Origin of the sequence: Citrobacter freundii complex sp. 2024EL-00216, from assembly GCF_043945515.1 — a bacterium.
GTDB classification, from domain to species: Bacteria; Pseudomonadota; Gammaproteobacteria; order Enterobacterales; family Enterobacteriaceae; genus Citrobacter; species Citrobacter portucalensis.
Genome location: NZ_JBIMRA010000002.1, coordinates 150,942 through 167,382 on the forward strand (window position 1 = coordinate 150,942; position 16,441 = coordinate 167,382).

Genomic DNA, 16,441 nt, shown 5'->3' on the forward strand with positions numbered 1-16,441 from the left:
GTGTTACTCGAATCATTTAGAGGATACATGCTGCAACCAGCGTTTTTCCGCTTTACGGAACAGACTGATCAGGACATACGAAATAATCAAATACAGCACAGCGGCAATACCGAAGGCGGTAAACGGCTGATATGTTGCCGAGTTGATATCGCGAGCGATTTTCAACAAATCAGGTACCGTTGCAGTAAATGCCAGCGCCGTTGAGTGCAGCATTAAAATGACTTCATTGCTGTATGCCGGCAGCGCAATACGCAGCGCGGAAGGTAAAATAATGCATCGATACAGTTTGAATGACGAGAAACCGTATGCGCGCGCAGCCTCAATCTCACCGTGAGGCACGGAACGAATAGCCCCGGCGAAAATCTCCGTGGTATAGGCGCAGGTATTCAGCGTCAGCGCCAGCACGGTGCAATTCAGCCCGCTGCGGAAAAACGCGTTGAGGAAGTCCGTGCCTTTAACTATCTCCAGCGTATACATCCCGGAATAAAACACCAGTAGCTGAACGTACAGCGGCGTCCCACGAAAAATATAGGTGAACAGCCAGATGGGAAACTGGATAAATTTATTACTGGAAACGCGGCCAATCGCCAAAAAGAGTGCCAGTATTCCGCCCATCACTACTGACGAAATCAAAAGCCACAGGGTGATAGCGACGCCAGTGTAGCGATATCCGTCGGTCCACAGCAGGGACTTCCAGTATTCCTGAATAATCTCGATCACAGGTCAGCCCTCTTCACACCCACGGAATAGCGGCGCTCAAGGTACAGCAGCACACCATTAGAAACAGTGGTAAACACCAGATAGATGACCCCGCACACGACGGCAAAATAGAACGGCTCCCAGGTACTCTTCCCGGCAAGCTGAGTCGCTTTCACCACGTCTTCAAGTCCAAGCAACGATACCAGCGCCGTAGCCTTAAGAATAACCTGCCAGTTATTGCCGATTCCCGGTAAGGCATAACGCATCATCGCCGGGAACATAATGCGACGAAATATTTGTGAGCTGGTAAAGCCAAACGCCGTCGCGGCTTCAATATGGCCTTTTGGTACAGCCATAAACGCACCGCGAAAAGTTTCGGTAAAGTAGGCGCCGTAGATGAATCCAAGGGTGATAATGCCCGCAACCATCGGATCAATATCAATCTGGCCGATACCGATGGCATCGGTAATGGTATTCAGCGCGATTTGTAATCCGTAGAAGATGAGCAGCATTAAGACCAGATCGGGCACGCCGCGGATTAGCGTTGTGTACCCTTCGAAAATAAGTCCCATTGCCCGGCTTTGCGACAGCTTTGCTGCTGCGCCGACAAGACCTATCAGAACCGCCAGTACCACCGAGCTGAGTGCCAGCTCCAGCGTAACAATTGCGCCCTGTAAAATAACACCTGAAAAGCCATACAACATGCTGCCTGTCCTGTCGTGTGTGGTGGAGTAGTAAGCCTCTTTTGATTTCAGACTAACCGTTAAATGCCGGATGGCGGCCTTGCCTTATCCGGCCTACAAAATCACCGTAGGCCGGATAAGCGCGGTGCCATCGGGCATAAATTCAACGCGTCAAAAATCTACGGGCTTTATCAGCACCTGCGGTAATTAACCGCCGTAAACATCAAAATCGAAGTACTTTTTCGCCAGCTTCTCGTAAGTACCGTCAGCTCGCATTTCGGCAAAGGCTTTATTCAGCGCTTCGCGCAGTTCGTTATCGTCTTTGCGCAGTCCCATACCGGTACCCACGCCGAACAACTTCTCGTCTTTCACAGACGGGCCGCCGAATTTGTAATCTTTACCGACTGGCTGTTTCAGGAAGCCTTCGCTAGCCGCGACTTCATCCTGGAACGCGGCGTCAATACGCCCGGCAGTCAGGTCAGAATAGATATTGTCCTGCCCCTGATAAGAGACAATCTCAATACCTTTTGGCGCCCAGTGTTCGTTGCCGAACGTTTCCTGGGTAGTGCCCTGCAGCACACCAACACGTTTACCTTTCAGCGACTCAATGGTCGGCTGAATAGCAGAATCTTTAGCGACAACCAGACGCGAATCGGCTGCATAAAGCTTGTCGGTAAATGCGATTTCCTGCTGACGTTTTTCAGTAATGGAAAGCGAGGACATGATGGCATCAATTTTCTTCGCTTTTAGCGAAGGGATCAGCGCGTCCAGAGGGTTTTCCACGAAGGTACATTGCGTATTGATACGTTTGCACAGCTCTTTAGCCAGATCGATATCAAAACCGACTAATTCACCCTGCGCATTCTTCGATTCGAACGGCGCATAAGTAGGATCGGTACCGATACGAATTTTTTGCGGAATGGCTGCAAATGCTGCGGTAGCACTGGAGAAAGCCAGAACCAGAGAAAGAGACAACACCAGTTTTTTCATAACTATCCTCAACAGACTGTCTTTTATAGGGGATCTTTACAGGACCAGGTGCAGTTATCGTGCCATTAATCAGGCCGACAAGGCAAAGCATTCTACCCTGTCGGCGGTATTTATTTGCATGAAAAGCGCTTAAGTATGCACTCATGCTTATTAAGCCAGCGATAAAAGCACCAAAACAGTGCACTGAATTTATTATGCACCGAAATGGTTACCCGCAATGGTGCAGTCAATTCCCCACGCCGCTGTATTAATCGCCGTAGACATTAAAATTAAAATATTTGCTCGCCATTTTGTCGTAGGTGCCGTCTTTACGCAGTTCGCCCAGCGCTTTGTCGAAAGCGGCTTTCAGCTCTGCATCATCTTTGCGCAAGCCAATCCCGGTTCCGTCACCAAAGTATTTTTTATCTTTCACCGACGGACCGGCAAAAGCGTAATCCTTACCAGCAGGCTGCTTCAGGAAGCCTTCGCTGGCCGCGACTTCATCTTGCAATGCCGCGTCCAGACGGCCTGCCGTCAGGTCAGAATAGATGAGGTCCTGGTTCGCATAGGCCACCACGTCCACGCCTTTGCTGCGCCAGTTGTCATTGGCATAGGCTTCCTGAGTAGAGCCTTGCAGGACGCCAACGTGTTTACCTTTGAGGGAATCCAGAGTCGGCTGAATTGGGGAGCCTTTCGCGGCGATCAGACGTGAGTCTGCAGCGTAAAGTTTGTCTGAGAACGCAATCTCTTGCTGACGCTTTTCGGTGATAGAAAGCGAGGAGATGATGGCATCAATTTTTTTCGCTTTCAGCGATGGGATCAGCGCATCAAAGTCACTGGCAACCCAGGTGCATTTGATCTGCATGCGCTTACACATCTCATTTCCCAGATCGATATCGAAGCCGACAAAGTCGCCTTTGGCATCTTTAGAGGAAAAAGGAGCGTACGTTGTATCTGTACCAATACGAACCGTCTGCGGAAGTGCTGCGTAGCTGGCCGCGGTGGCGGAGAGTCCTACCAGCAAAGACAAAGCAAGAACCGTCTTCTTCATACATAACCCTCAAGTGGCGTAATTTTATTATGTTTTACGTTGTGTTGTGTGTTTGCAGACTTTTTCATGCAGGTCTTATGCCATTTTCACGTCGATGAGGATATTCGACGTTAAATATGTTAATAAAACGTTGCAATAATGTCCTGATTTTGAAGATAGCAGGTCTGGCGGTTGAACCGCAGCGTTTCGTTGAGTTTTAACGAATTAAATGTTGAGGATATGATCGCGGTTACAAAATTGCCCTGAAACAGGGCAACGGATGATTCTTTGCACGCTGATGGAACGGCTTACGCCCCTTGCCAGCGGGTGAACAGGTCCTGCGGAAGGGTAATATCAAACTGGTCAAGCACGCGATTAACCGTTTGATTAATCACATCATCGAGCGTTTGCGGACGATGATAAAACGCCGGGACAGGTGGCATAATTACCGCCCCAATTTCTGCCGCCTGCGTCATCAATCGCAAATGCCCCAAATGCAGCGGCGTTTCGCGTACACACAGCACCAGTGGACGGCGTTCTTTCAACACCACATCCGCCGCACGGGTAAGCAACCCATCGGTGTAACTGTGGACGATGCCAGAAAGCGTTTTGATTGAACAAGGCAGAATAACCATTCCGGCGGTCTGAAAAGAGCCGGAGGAGATACTGGCGGCGATATCACGGCTATCATGATTCACATTTGCCAGCGCCTGCACGTCGCGCACAGAGAGGTCCGTTTCCAGCGCCAGCGTCTGCCGGGCAGCGGCACTCATCACCAGGTGGGTTTCCACATCAGTGACGTCACGCAATACCTGCAACAGGCGCACGCCGTAAATTGCCCCGCTTGCACCAGAAATACCAATGATGAGTCGTTTCATGTGTAATCGCCCTTACTTGCTCAGGGCCGACTTTGCAGGAAATTACGGTGAGTTGCAAGCAAGGGCGCAGGTTGCGCCCTTGCTTGCGAGCAAACATTAACCTTCGTTGTGCATCTCAAGGTTTTCCGCTTCGTTCTGACGCAATACCGCTTTGGCATCGTCATTACGCAGGGAGTCGAGGAAATCGAGATATTGCTGGTCGACGTCTTTGGTAACGTACACGCCGTTAAATACTGAACATTCAAACTGCTGAATATCCGGGTTCTCAGCACGGACAGCTTCAATCAGATCGTTCAGATCCTGGAAGATCAGACCATCTGCGCCGATTATCTGGCGAATCTCGTCCACTTCACGACCATGCGCAATCAGCTCCGTCGCCGTAGGCATATCGATGCCATAAACGTTCGGGAAGCGAATTTCCGGGGCGGCGGAGGCCAGATACACCTTCTTCGCTCCGGCTTCACGCGCCATCTCGATAATCTGCTCAGAAGTGGTGCCGCGCACGATGGAGTCATCCACCAGCAGCACGTTTTTATCACGGAATTCCGCACGGTTAGCGTTCAGCTTACGGCGCACAGATTTACGACGCAACTGCTGGCCCGGCATGATAAAGGTACGGCCCACATAGCGGTTTTTCACAAACCCCTGGCGGTACGGCTTACCGAGAATACGGGCAATTTCCAGCGCGATATCACAGGAGGTTTCCGGGATTGGGATTACTACGTCGATGTCCAGATCTTCCCACTCACGGGCAATTTTTTCGCCAAGCTTAGTCCCCATATTCACACGGGCGCTGTAGACGGAAATCTTGTCGATAAAGGAGTCAGGACGTGCGAAGTAAACGTATTCAAACAGACATGGATTGCTCACCGGGTTATCGGCACACTGACGGGTAAACAGCTGGCCTTTTTCGGTGATGTACACCGCTTCGCCAGGTGCTACGTCACGCAGGAATTCAAAGCCCAGCGTATCCAGCGCTACGCTCTCAGACGCCACCATGTACTCGGTACGGCCATCGCCAATATCGCGTTTGCCCATCACCAGAGGACGGATACCGTTAGGGTCGCGGAAGGCAACCATACCGTGACCGATAATCATCGCCACGCAGGCATAGGCGCCGCGAATCTGGCGGTTGGTTGCCGCAATGGCAGCAAAAATATTGTCGGCTTCCAGCGGGTAATGGCGGAAGTTATCCAGCTCGCTGGCGAAAATATTCAGCAGAATTTCAGAATCTGAAGTGGTATTGATGTGGCGGCGCTTTTCTTCAAACAGCTTTTTACGCAACTCATGCGCGTTGGTCAGGTTGCCATTGTGGGCAAGCGTAATGCCATACGGTGAGTTGACGTAAAAAGGTTGAGCTTCGGAGGCGCTGGAGCTGCCAGCCGTTGGGTAACGCACATGACCGATGCCCATATTGCCCTGCAAACGCTGCATATGGCGCGCTTCAAAAATATCGCTCACCATTCCGTTTGCTTTACGCAAGCGGAAGCAGTTGTTGGCATCAATGGTGATGATGCCCGCAGCATCCTGACCACGATGCTGGAGCACCGTTAACGCGTCATAAATCGACTGGTTTACCGGCATAACACCGGCGATACCGACAATACCGCACATACGTCTTTTCCTCGTTCAGCAACGACCCAAAGTTTATACTTTGGGCAAGAAACTTGACGAGCTTTGCAGATAGTCAAAGAACCATCTGATGATGAAACTGAACTGCGGGATCAACTGTGACTTACCCCAGTCTTCACTTTTCGACAGACCGGTAAAGGTATCGAGAAAGAACAGTATGGCGGCGACGATCAACGCTCCACGCAAAGCACCGAAGCAGATCCCCAACACCCTGTCGGTACCCGACAGTCCTGTTTTCTCTACCAGTTGGCCTATCACAAAGTTAACGATAGCGCCGACGATAAGTGTCGCGATGAACAGTATCGCGATAGCAATCCCATTTCGAACCAGTTCGTCTTCAAAGCCCGTAAACCAGACAGACAGGTAAGTGTAGTAATGGCTGGCGACAAAGAAAGCACAACCCCAAGTCACCAACGATAATGCTTCACGAACAAAGCCACGGATCAGGCTAACCAGACAGGAAAAACCAATCACCGCGATAATGGCGTAATCAATCCAGACCATATGTGTCCCACGATTTTACGCCCTGTCGTCCTGTTCGGGGCGCATTCTAACAGAAAAAGAAAACGTTTGCGTAGGGATTTCCTTTCCACGCGTAAATAAAAATGGCGCTGAAAAAATCTTCAACGCCATACGATTTTATGCCTCTTCGGGCACTGCCGGATGGCGGTGTAAACACCTTGTCCGGCCTACATCAGAGCAACGTAACGCAATCCCTTAGTTAGGGGTATACCCCATCACCACCCCGCTCAAACCAGAGATCTTCTGCAGCTCGCCGAGCGAGTTCTTCAGCTTATCTTTGGAGGCGTCAGGTCCTACGAGAATGCGGGTTATTTTACCCTGCACCGGCGTTGACGGGGAAGTATATACCCGGAAGCCCGCGCCACGAAGTTTACCCACGATCTCATTGACCTTATCCGCGTTTTTCAATGCACCGAGCTGTACAACGTACGCTTTTCCGGTTGGCGCTGGCGCTTCCTCAGCGGCCGGTTTCGGCGCTGGAGTCGGTGCCGGCGTTGGCGTCGGGGCGACAGCAACAGGCTGCGGCTTCGGTTTAGGTTTCGGTGGTTCCACAGGCGCAGGGACAGGATCTAACTCCGCGCTGTTTGCCGTCGTCAAACGTGATGGATCCAACGATGGCGCGGCAGCATCACCCGCACGCACCTCTTCTGCCGCCCCTTCCGGCGGCTGAGTCGGCAGCGCCTGCGTTGCTGCTGGCATCATGTCTGGTTCATCGCGATCGCCGGGTTTAGGCACCAGTGGGATCGCTGCAAATTCATCCTGATAATGCTTTTTCTGGCCGTCAAGCAGCCCGGGAAGCACAATCACCCCGAGCGCGACCAGCACAATTGTGCCGACTAATCGATTCTGAAACTTACTCGCCACCGCTTCTCCCCACGTCTATTACTTCCATGACATGTGCGACAGTGTGAAACGATCCACACACCAACACGGTATCTTCTGGCTTCGCCTCAGCAAGTGCCGCAGCCCATGCCTGCGCCACGCTGTCATAAGCGTTGCCTTTGCCCAGGTGCTCCAGCAGCTGTTCTGCCGTTGCACCACGCGGCCCTTCCAGGGGCGCACAGTACCAGTCGTCAACCACGCTTTTCAGCCAGGCCAACGTACCTGCAATATCTTTATCATGTAGCATACCGATAACCGCAAGTACACGCCCGCTTTTCACTAACTTTTTCAGACGTCCGGTCAGATACTCCGCCGCATGCGGGTTATGGGCAACATCAAAAATTACCCGCGGCGACTCGCTCACAACCTGGAAGCGTCCCGGTAAAATCGCTTGTTCGATACCGTCACGAATGGCCTGCTCGCTGACGTTAAGGCCGCTTGCGCGCAGTGCGGCCAGTGCGGTTGCAGCATTAGGTTGTGGCACCTGCGGCAACGGCAGGTGCGCCAGCGTTCCATGAGCATCAGTAAACGACCAGTCGTTCTCCGTGACCGCATAGCGCCAGTCCACACCGCAACGTTGCAAAATCGCCCCGCTCTCCTGAGCGACATCCGCGATGGTGTAAGGCATTTCCGGTTCGCCGACGATGGCCGGTTTCTCTGCGCGGAAAATCCCTGCCTTCTCACGACCAATACTTTCGCGATCCGGGCCCAGCCAGTCAGTATGGTCAAGCGCAATACTGGTGACTACTGCGACATCGGCATCGACGATATTGGTGGCGTCAAGGCGGCCGCCTAACCCCACTTCCAGAATAACAACATCCAGTTGGGCCTGTTTAAACAGCCAGAGTGCCGATAACGTACCGTATTCAAAGTAAGTCAGGGAAATGTCACCACGTGCGTCTTCAATCTCAGCAAACGAGGCGGTATGAGCTGATTCCGGCAGTTCACGCCCCTGCACGCGCACGCGTTCCGTGTAGCGCACCAGATGAGGCGAACTGTACACCCCAACTTTATAGCCTGCCGCAGTCAGCACAGATTCCAGCGTACGACAGGTTGTGCCTTTCCCATTGGTTCCTGCCACCGTAAAAACAAATGGCGCAGGTTTCAACACACCCAGTTTACGCGCCACCTGGCTGACGCGTTCAAGGCCCAGATCGATGGTTTTACTGTGCAGGTTTTCAAGATAAGAAAGCCACGACGCCAGGGGCGACGCGGCTTGAGGGATACGTTTATTGTCCATGATGCCTGTAGACTCTTTACGTTGAGAAAAGCAAAAGGGCAGCGCCAACCGGCCTGCCCTTTTTTACACGTCGTTTTCCACGTTGCAGATGTGTTGGCTGTACTCGCTCTCCCGAATCACTTAACGGTGTAAGTTCATCGGGATTAACACTCTTGTCGCCTGCCTGCAACCCGAAACCCATAGCGTAAACTATCAGGCCTCTGGTTCCTGATCGGGAACCGGAGGTACCACTTCGCCTTCACGCGGCTCATCCGGATTCGGCGCAGGAAGATTCATCAGCTTCGCCAGGATGCTTGCCAGTTTCAGGCGCATTTCCGGACGGCGGACGATCATATCGATAGCGCCTTTTTCAATCAGGAACTCGCTGCGCTGGAATCCCGGCGGCAGTTTCTCACGTACGGTTTGCTCGATAACACGCGGACCAGCGAAGCCGATCAATGCTTTCGGTTCTGCAATGTTGAGATCGCCCAGCATCGCGAAGCTTGCGGAAACACCACCCATTGTTGGGTCGGTCAGTACAGAAATATACGGTAAACCGCGTTCCTGCATTTTCGCCAGCGCAGCAGAGGTTTTCGCCATCTGCATCAAAGACATCAGCGCTTCCTGCATACGCGCCCCGCCAGAAGCGGAGAAGCAGATCAGCGGACAGTTGTCTTCCAGCGCCTGCTCAACGGCACGGACAAAACGCGCGCCGACCACAGAGCCCATGGAGCCGCCCATAAACGCGAACTCGAATGCCGCAGCAACGACCGGCATACCGTGAAGTGTGCCTTTCATCACCACCAGCGCATCTTTCTCGCCAGTTTCTTTCTGCGCAGAAGCCAGTCTGTCTTTGTATTTTTTGGAGTCACGAAACTTCAGCACGTCTTTCGGCTCAAGCTCGCTACCCAGTTCCACAAGAGAACCTTCATCTAACAGGCTATGCAGGCGATTGCGCGCCGACATGCGCATATGATGGTCACACTTCGGACAGACCTCAAGATTACGTTCCAGCTCAGCACGGTATAAAACCTGACCGCAGCTATCACACTTGGTCCACACCCCTTCAGGAATGCTTGCCTTGCGGGTGGGAGTAATGTTGCTTTTAATTCGTTCAATCCAGCTCATTGGTGACCTTTCTGCCTGAACCCTAGTCAGCTTTGTTATAAGGGGCGCATAATGCCATTTTTGCCCCTAACAGACCATGAATGTTGCACATTAAAACATAACAGCCCGAAACTTTGGATAAAAAAGTGGTCGAACCGCTGAGTTACTTTCTATTTTGCAGCCCGTGACGCAGCACGCTTATGGCGAATTACTTCAATCACCCCCGGCAATACGGAAAGGACGATAATCGCCACAATCAATAATTTCAGGTTTTCCTGGACGATCGGCAGATCGCCGAACAGGTAGCCTGCGTAGGTGAACAACAATACCCACAGCAATGCGCCTACGACGTTATACATCGCAAAGTGACGGTAGGACATATGTCCCATACCGGCAACAAACGGCGCAAATGTACGCACGATTGGCACGAAACGCGCCAGGATAATCGTCTTACCGCCATGACGCTCGTAGAACGCATGGGTTTTATCCAGGTAGCTGCGGCGGAAAATTTTGGAGTTCGGGTTACTGAAAAGTTTTTCCCCGAACAATCGGCCAATCGTGTAGTTCACCGCATCGCCCACAATCGCCGCCACAATCATCAGTGCCACCATCAGATGAACATTAAGATCGTTGGTTGGCAGCGCAGAAAGCGCACCCGCAACAAACAGCAGCGAATCCCCTGGCAGGAATGGTGTCACCACCAGCCCGGTTTCACAGAACAGGATCAGAAACAGAATGGCGTATACCCAGATACCGTATTCCGCAACCAGCTCCGCCAGGTGCACATCAATGTGCAGGATAAAATCGATAAGAAAGTAAATCAGGTCCATAGTTTTGCCTTTATACGACTCAAATTAGTCCGCCAGAAATAGCGGGCCCATAGGCGGTTTTGGCAGGTCGAACCGGTCCGGGTAATCTACCGCAACCAGATACAGTCCTTCCGCTTTCGCCGTTGCCGCTGCCAGCGTTCTGTCCTTTGCCGCTAACAGTTCTGCTATCCAGCTCTCCGGCTGGTTGTTGGCGCCAACTTCCATCAGGCTGCCGACAATATTCCTGACCATATGATGTACAAAGGCATTCGCTTTAATATCCACCACCACATATGCACCGAAACGTTCGACGTTAATGTGCATCACGTTTCGCCACGGCGTGCGCGACTGACACTGCACCGCTCGAAACGAGGTAAAATCATTTTCGCCAATCAGACACTGGGCCGCACGATGCATACGCTCAGCGTCCAGCGGTTCATAGTAATGGGTTACCCCTTTACCCAAAACAGCAGGGCGCAACTGATGATTGTAGATGATGTAGCGATAACGGCGAGCCGTGGCGCTAAATCGGGCATGAAAATCATCGGGTACAGCTTTAACCCAGCGCACGGCGATGTCACCAGGTAAATTCGCATTTACCCCCAGTGTCCAGGCCGCATCTTTACGCTGGGCAGTGGTTTCAAAATGCACGACCTGCCCAGTGCCATGAACGCCCGCATCCGTGCGTCCTGCACAAAAAACATTGATGCGTTCATTCGCCACCTGAGAGAGCGCTTTTTCCAGTTTTTCCTGAACGCTACGCACTTCGTTCTGGCGCTGCCAGCCATAATATTTGCTGCCGTCATACTCAATGCCCAGCGCAATTTTATGGGTTGACGGCTGTTGCTGGTCAGACATTAGTACAGGTACTCCTGCACCAGTTTTTCCGCAATTTTCACCGCCATTAACGCGCCGCCAAAGCGTACGTTGTCCGCCACAGACCAGAACTGAACCTGCTCTGGCATACCGTAATCATTATGCACGCAGCCAATAGAAAGGTGCGGCGTGCCCGATGCATCGCCAACCTGGGTCGGGAAATCGGTCTCTTCCGACAACACCACGTCTTCACCGCGTGAAAACGCATCGCGCGCTTCTTCCGCCGCCAACGGGCGCAGGGCCTCAAAATTAACCATCTGCGCGTGGCCATAAAATACCGGGGACTGCACGATGCTGGCAGAGATGAGCAGACCATCATCCTGCATAATTTTGCGCACTTCATCAACGATACGACGTTCTTCACGCACGCTACCTTCACGATCGGGCAGCAGCGGCAGCATGTTGAATGCCAACTGACGGCCAAAGAAATCATCTTCGTCAATCGGGATACCGTTAAGCAGTTTTGCACTCTGTCCGGCCAGCGCATCCACCGCTTTTTTGCCATGAGCGGAAGCTGAGATAATATTGGTCACCGTAATACGCGAAAGCCCACCGTCATCAATCAACGGTTTCAGTGCAGACAGCAGTTGGCTGGTCAGACTGTTAGGCACCGCAATCACATTGCGGTTACGGTAATCCGCCAGCACGAACGGGTTAACGTCCGGAACCACCAGCGGAACGTCTGGCTCAAGCGCGAACAGACCGCTGCTGTCGATCACCAGGCAACCTGCATTAGTGGCTTCTTCTACCCATGCGGCGGTGGCTTCAGCGCCCGCAACAAAAAATGCCAACTGTGCCTGCGTCCAGTCAAAGTCTGCAACGTCCTGTACTATGACCGATTTACCGTTAAAACGCAGATGTTCACCGGCGCTTTCATTACGCGCCAGCGCATAAATTTCACCGACCGGGAACTGGCGTTCAGCCAGCGTATCGAGCAGGGCTTCGCCTACGGCGCCCGTTGCGCCCAGAATGGCAATATTCCAGCCTTCAGACATGGTGATTTACTCCAAGAAATACGTAAGCGTCCCTGTCGCATTATTCGACAGGGAGCATTAAGAAGACATTAATGTGCCGGATGATGAACAGCGTTAAAACCCAGCTTACACAATAAGGCAGCAGCCGTTGCGTCGTCACACATCACATATAAAGACGACCATTCACGACGCTCAAGGTAATTTTTACGCAGTTTATCAAACTCACCCGGAATTCCAGCGACTTTGCGCAGCGGCGCATCATCGCGGCGCACATCATACACTAAATGCACCAGCCTTTTCAGCGTTGGCTGATCTAACGGGCCATGCAGGGTGATACGACCAAATTCCGGCGCGGGTAACAGGGTACTGAGCGCAACGTGCTGCTCGTGACCAATAAACTTACTATAGGCCTCAAAGACCTGCGTGGTGCCACGGGCTTTTCCTTCGAGGGTATACCCGGCAATGTGCGCCGTGCCGATATCGACTTTCTCCAGCAACGCCACATTGAGATCCGGCTCTCCTTCCCAGACATCCAGCACAACGCTCAGCGACTGACCGGCATTCAATCGGTTCAGCAATGCCGTATTGTCGATGACCGACCCACGGCAGGCGTTGATCAAAATAGTGCCCGGCTTCAACCGGCTAATCAGCTCGTCATCCGCCATGTGCAGCGTTTTGTACGGCCCGTCTTTAAACAGTGGGGTATGGAAAGTCAGCACATCGGCTTGCTCAACCAGTTCATCCAGCGAGCAGAAATTGCCTTCGTCACCGCGATCGGCTCGCGGTGGATCGCACAGCAGCGTGCGGATCCCCAGCGCTTCCAGACGCGCCTGTAAACGCCCGCCCACGTTACCCACACCCACAATGCCTACGGTGCGATCGCGTAACGCAAACCCGTCGCGCTCCGCCAGCATCAGTAACGCTGAAAAAACATATTCTACGACCGCTATTGCGTTACAACCGGGCGCGGCGGAAAAACCGATCCCCGCCTGCGCAAGCCAGGCGTCATCCACATGGTCTGTGCCAGCGGTTGCCGTACCGACAAATTTAACCGGTTTTCCGCCAAGCAGTGATTCATTTACTTTCGTCACCGAGCGCACCATTAAAGCATCCGCATCATCCAGTTCAGCAACGGGAATCGGACGACCGGGAACCGCTTTGACCTCCCCCAAACGACTGAACAGTTCGCGGGCATAGGGCATATTTTCATCAACGAGGATTTTCACGTCTTTCGCACCTGTTTGAGAACGAGAGTTAACCGGGCAAGTGTGCCATAATCTCGCCGCCAGGCATACTGCGAGACCTGGTCAGCACAGATTTAAGGAACAGAGATGATGCAGCCCATTTCAGGTACGCCCGCACGCCCTCCCGGCGAAGGCCAAAATGCCCCTTCCGCTGCGGGTGAACAACCGTTATCCACGCAACAACGTACTGTGCTGGAACGGCTAATTACCCGTTTGATTTCACTCACCCAGCAGCAAAGCGCTGAGGTGTGGGCCGGAATGAAGCACGATCTGGGCGTCAAAAGTGATACGCCGCTGCAATCACGTCACTTTCCTGCCGCTGAGCAAAACCTTAACCAACGACTGGGGGTTGCTCAGCAAAATCATGTTAATCGTCAGGTGCTTTCGCAGCTCACTGAATTACTGAGCCAGGGAAATAATCGCCAGGCGGTGAGTGATTTTATCCGTCAGCAGTATGGGCAAACGGCGCTCAGCCAGCTCACGCCTGAGCAGTTGAAGAACGTGCTCACGCTGCTGCAACAAGGACAGCTGTCGATACCGCAGCCGCAGCAGCGCCCGGCTACCGATCGCCCTTTGCTCCCCGCAGAGCACAATACGCTGAACCAGTTGGTTACCAAACTGGCGGCGGCCACGGGAGAATCCGGGAAGATGATCTGGCAGTCGATGCTGGAGTTGTCTGGCGTAAAAAGCGGTGAACTGATCCCTGCCAAACAGTTTACGCACCTGGTCACCTGGCTGCAGGCGCGCCAGACGCTCAGCCTGCAAAGCGCACCAACGCTACAAACGCTCCAGGCGGCGCTGAAGCTGCCATTAGAGCCGAATGAGCTGACAGCGATAAAAGAATACGCGCAGCAGACGTATCAGATCCAACCACAATCGATTCTGACCACGGTGCAGGTGCAGGACTTGCTCAATCAAATTTTCCTGCGTCGCGTGGAACGAGAACGTGAGCTCAGCGAGCCGCGTCATCTGCAGCCCATTTACAGCCCGTTCGCGCCGATGATTGAAACGGTTAAATCTCTGTCGGCACGACCGGGACTGCTGTTTGTTGCGTTGATAATTGCGTTAGCCATTTTCTGGCTGGTCGCCTAACCTTTACGCAGCGTAAGCAACGTTACAATAATCCCCACCACGGCGGATATCGCCCCGGCAAGGAACACTGAGGGATAACCGTACGCGGTGGCCAGCACCCCGGCGACCGGACCGCTTATACCGTAGGAGATATCCTGAAACGCGGCGTAACCGCCCAGCGCCGTACCGCGAACCTGCGCGGGCACTCGCTTCACCACTTCGACGCCCAATGCCGGGAAGATAAGCGAACACCCGGCCCCGGTTAATGCCGCCCCGAGCAGCGCAATCCAGGCCGATGGGGCCTGCCACAGCAAAATCAGCCCCGCAGTTTCCACCAGCAAAGAGACAACGGCGACCTTCACACCGCCGAAACGGTCCGGCATCCAGCCAAACAGAATGCGCATCAGCACAAACGCCCCACCAAACGCAGTCAGGGTGAACCCCGCCATCGTCCAGCCGTTGCTGACAAAATAGAGTGAAATAAAGGTACCGATCACCGCAAAGCCAACGCCCTGCAGCGCCAGGCCCAGGCCCGGTTTCCAGATAAGCCCCACCACGCTCCATAACGAAGGACGTTCTCCTGCATGCGCAGGCACTTTACGCACGGTGCCGTTGAATGCCCATGCCAGCAGCGGTAATACCATCGTCGTTCCCGCCAGCGCCGCGAAGCCAAAGTGGCTGTGGATCAACAGGCCCAGCGGTGCACCAGCGGCCAGCGCACCGTAAATCGCCATTCCGTTCCACGACATCACCTTACCGGAGCGTGTTGGGCCGACCAGCCCCAACCCCCAGGTCAGCGTACCGGTGAGCAGTTGGCTTTCGCCAAAGCCGAGGATCAAACGCCCGACGATTAACAACGCAAATTTTACAGGGACAGAAACAGGCAATAGCGCGGCTAAAAGCCACGCCGCTCCCGCCAGTCCACAGGCAAACATCCCCTGTAGCGCCGAGCGTTTAGCACCATATTGATCGGCTAAGCGCCCGGCGTAGCCGCGCGTTAATACCGTTGCCAGAAACTGTACACCTACGGCGATACCGACCATGGTGTTGCCATAGCCCAGTTCCTGATGCACAAACAGAGGAATCACGGGCAAAGGGAGACCGACCGTCATATAGGTCAGGAAAACTGCAAAAGCGATACGAAACAGCGAAAAGTTCGCCGAAGGTGTTTTTTCTTGTTGGGTTACAGCTGTCATGCGTTACTCCAAAATGCAGAGTAAGGCGAGGAATGTCCACGCCCCCTCTACCTGACTATCAGGATTAAGGTGCGTTGGATAACGTTAAACGCTTACGCATTATCAAGAGGATAATGTTGAAGCTGGAGTCTGCCTGCGAGTGACCCTGGCTGTCAACTGTGAAAGCATAGCTGTGTGTTTCAAAGCGGTGACTTCGCAACGAACAAAAAGGGAAATACCGCATCAATGCCTTTCGCTCTAAACCTCCCGGTTACCTGTTCACGCTGCTGCGGCGTCAGGAGCCGGAACATCATATCCCAAATCTCTTTGGGCTCGGCTTCCTGCACAATGTTGCGATCAGGCGCCTCTGTTTTCTCATTTTCATTCAGATACGAGCGTACATACAGTGGGAACACAGAAATATGAAATTCCTCGGCCTTAGATTTCGCGCGCTTGCGCTTAACGCCCTCCTTCCCTTCACTGTAGGTATTTAAGCGCAGACGTACAGCTGGTGCGCTTCCAGGAAACCCCGGTAATTCAAGACACTCCTTTACCGTGAACCACTCTTTTACCATCAGTTTCTTTCCTTTCTGCTGATGAAATAAAAATATTTTTTCTTTTTCGCGAAATTTCAAATTAATTCTGGCAATATTCCTACAACAAAAAGAAAG

17 protein-coding genes are annotated in these 16,441 nt (G+C 52.9%); 1 reads left to right on the forward strand and 16 read right to left on the reverse strand.

What is annotated here, in order from left to right; all coding sequences use genetic code 11:
• Window positions 1-12: 12 nt before the first annotated feature.
• The 14 genes from hisM to pdxB form a co-directional block, all read right to left on the reverse strand.
• Window positions 13-720, reverse strand: coding sequence for a histidine ABC transporter permease HisM (hisM, locus tag ACHHZ7_RS03135; RefSeq protein ID WP_003028116.1), 708 nt, complete (start codon window positions 718-720; stop codon window positions 13-15).
• On the reverse strand, window positions 717-1,403 hold the full coding sequence (locus ACHHZ7_RS03140) for a histidine ABC transporter permease HisQ (protein ID WP_003028118.1): 687 nt from the start codon (window positions 1,401-1,403) through the stop codon (window positions 717-719). Before ACHHZ7_RS03140 ends, hisM begins: the two co-directional genes overlap by 4 nt.
• Window positions 1,404-1,589: 186 nt before the next feature.
• Complete coding sequence (gene hisJ / locus ACHHZ7_RS03145; RefSeq protein ID WP_003028120.1) at window positions 1,590-2,372, reverse strand: histidine ABC transporter substrate-binding protein HisJ; 783 nt, start codon at window positions 2,370-2,372, stop codon at window positions 1,590-1,592.
• Window positions 2,373-2,619: 247 nt separating this feature from the next.
• Entirely contained in the window at window positions 2,620-3,402 is a 783-nt protein-coding gene (argT, locus tag ACHHZ7_RS03150; RefSeq protein WP_006683634.1) for a lysine/arginine/ornithine ABC transporter substrate-binding protein ArgT, read from the reverse strand.
• A gap of 287 nt (window positions 3,403-3,689) precedes the next feature.
• Complete coding sequence (locus ACHHZ7_RS03155) at window positions 3,690-4,259, reverse strand: UbiX family flavin prenyltransferase (protein ID WP_060683492.1); 570 nt, start codon at window positions 4,257-4,259, stop codon at window positions 3,690-3,692.
• Window positions 4,260-4,355: 96 nt separating this feature from the next.
• On the reverse strand, window positions 4,356-5,873 hold the full coding sequence (purF, locus tag ACHHZ7_RS03160; RefSeq protein WP_003028127.1) for an amidophosphoribosyltransferase: 1,518 nt from the start codon (window positions 5,871-5,873) through the stop codon (window positions 4,356-4,358).
• 33 nt (window positions 5,874-5,906) lie between these two features.
• A complete protein-coding gene (gene cvpA / locus ACHHZ7_RS03165; RefSeq protein ID WP_003028129.1) occupies window positions 5,907-6,395 on the reverse strand; it encodes a colicin V production protein in 489 nt (162 codons plus the stop codon).
• A 213-nt stretch (window positions 6,396-6,608) separates the two neighbouring features.
• Entirely contained in the window at window positions 6,609-7,277 is a 669-nt protein-coding gene (dedD, locus tag ACHHZ7_RS03170; protein ID WP_003834793.1) for a cell division protein DedD, read from the reverse strand.
• A complete protein-coding gene (gene folC, locus ACHHZ7_RS03175; RefSeq protein ID WP_060683491.1) occupies window positions 7,267-8,535 on the reverse strand; it encodes a bifunctional tetrahydrofolate synthase/dihydrofolate synthase in 1,269 nt (422 codons plus the stop codon). Before folC ends, dedD begins: the two co-directional genes overlap by 11 nt.
• Before the next feature lie 192 nt (window positions 8,536-8,727).
• Window positions 8,728-9,642, reverse strand: coding sequence for an acetyl-CoA carboxylase, carboxyltransferase subunit beta (gene accD, locus ACHHZ7_RS03180; protein ID WP_003834797.1), 915 nt, complete (start codon window positions 9,640-9,642; stop codon window positions 8,728-8,730).
• Window positions 9,643-9,791: 149 nt separating this feature from the next.
• Window positions 9,792-10,451 carry a DedA family protein gene (locus ACHHZ7_RS03185; RefSeq protein WP_003028140.1) on the reverse strand — a complete coding sequence of 220 codons (660 nt, stop codon included), beginning with the start codon at window positions 10,449-10,451 and terminating at the stop codon, window positions 9,792-9,794.
• A 24-nt stretch (window positions 10,452-10,475) separates the two neighbouring features.
• The gene (truA, locus tag ACHHZ7_RS03190) at window positions 10,476-11,288 is read right to left on the reverse strand and encodes a tRNA pseudouridine(38-40) synthase TruA (protein ID WP_060683490.1); all 813 of its coding nucleotides are present in this window, start codon (window positions 11,286-11,288) and stop codon (window positions 10,476-10,478) included.
• The gene (locus ACHHZ7_RS03195) at window positions 11,288-12,301 is read right to left on the reverse strand and encodes an aspartate-semialdehyde dehydrogenase (protein WP_008785360.1); all 1,014 of its coding nucleotides are present in this window, start codon (window positions 12,299-12,301) and stop codon (window positions 11,288-11,290) included. The genes truA and ACHHZ7_RS03195 overlap by 1 nt, the downstream gene beginning before the upstream one ends.
• 68 nt (window positions 12,302-12,369) lie before the next feature.
• Entirely contained in the window at window positions 12,370-13,506 is a 1,137-nt protein-coding gene (pdxB, locus tag ACHHZ7_RS03200; RefSeq protein WP_060683489.1) for a 4-phosphoerythronate dehydrogenase PdxB, read from the reverse strand.
• A gap of 108 nt (window positions 13,507-13,614) precedes the next feature.
• Between pdxB and flk the strand changes: the two genes are divergently transcribed.
• On the forward strand, window positions 13,615-14,616 hold the full coding sequence (flk, locus tag ACHHZ7_RS03205; protein ID WP_008785362.1) for a flagella biosynthesis regulator Flk: 1,002 nt from the start codon (window positions 13,615-13,617) through the stop codon (window positions 14,614-14,616).
• On the opposite strand, the gene ACHHZ7_RS03210 is transcribed toward flk, so the two are convergent.
• Both ACHHZ7_RS03210 and ACHHZ7_RS03215 read right to left on the reverse strand, forming a co-directional pair.
• Entirely contained in the window at window positions 14,613-15,791 is a 1,179-nt protein-coding gene (locus ACHHZ7_RS03210; protein ID WP_003834805.1) for an MFS transporter, read from the reverse strand. The genes flk and ACHHZ7_RS03210 overlap by 4 nt on opposite strands.
• Window positions 15,792-15,970: 179 nt before the next feature.
• Window positions 15,971-16,345 carry a hypothetical protein gene (locus ACHHZ7_RS03215; protein ID WP_060683790.1) on the reverse strand — a complete coding sequence of 125 codons (375 nt, stop codon included), beginning with the start codon at window positions 16,343-16,345 and terminating at the stop codon, window positions 15,971-15,973.
• Window positions 16,346-16,441 lie beyond the last annotated feature (96 nt).